Origin of the sequence: Xenorhabdus entomophaga (genome assembly GCF_037996725.1) — a bacterium.
GTDB classification, from domain to species: Bacteria; Pseudomonadota; Gammaproteobacteria; order Enterobacterales; family Enterobacteriaceae; genus Xenorhabdus; species Xenorhabdus khoisanae.
In genome coordinates this window covers 1-422 of sequence record NZ_JBBMXH010000360.1, presented here as the reverse complement: position 1 = coordinate 422, position 422 = coordinate 1, and the positions used below count along the sequence as shown (strand labels likewise).

1 protein-coding gene is annotated in these 422 nt (G+C 55.5%); it reads left to right on the top strand.

Annotation, left to right across the window (positions count from 1 at the left end; all coding sequences use genetic code 11):
• Nucleotides 1–75 precede the first annotated feature (75 nt).
• A partial coding sequence (locus AAC854_RS23195; RefSeq protein ID WP_340619142.1) for a phage terminase small subunit P27 family occupies nt 76–422 on the top strand: 347 nt, incomplete at its 3' end.

Sequence of the window (422 nt, the reverse complement as noted above, 5' to 3'; positions counted from 1 at the left end):
CTCTTTTCAGATCGCCGCGAAATGCCAACCTTTTTTTGGGGTGCCCCAACTGCACCATTTTACAGGAGAAATCACATGGCAGGACGACCGCCAACCCCGACTCACCTGCGTCTGGTGAGGGGTAACCCATCAAAGCGCCCGATTAATGCCCATGAACCAATGCCGGAAAAAGGGGTCCCCCATGTCCCCAAGCATTTTGGGAAAATGGGCCGGTACTGGCATGAACGGATCGCCGGGGAACTGCATAACGTCGGTGTGCTGACTCACCTTGACGCCAAAGCCCTTGAATTGCTGGTTGAAGCCTACGTCGAATACCGCACGCACTGTGAAACACTGGAGCGTGAAGGTTACACCTACCGGACCGATCAGGGATTAATTAAGGCGCATCCGGCGGCGGGCATGAAAGCCGATGCGTGGAAACG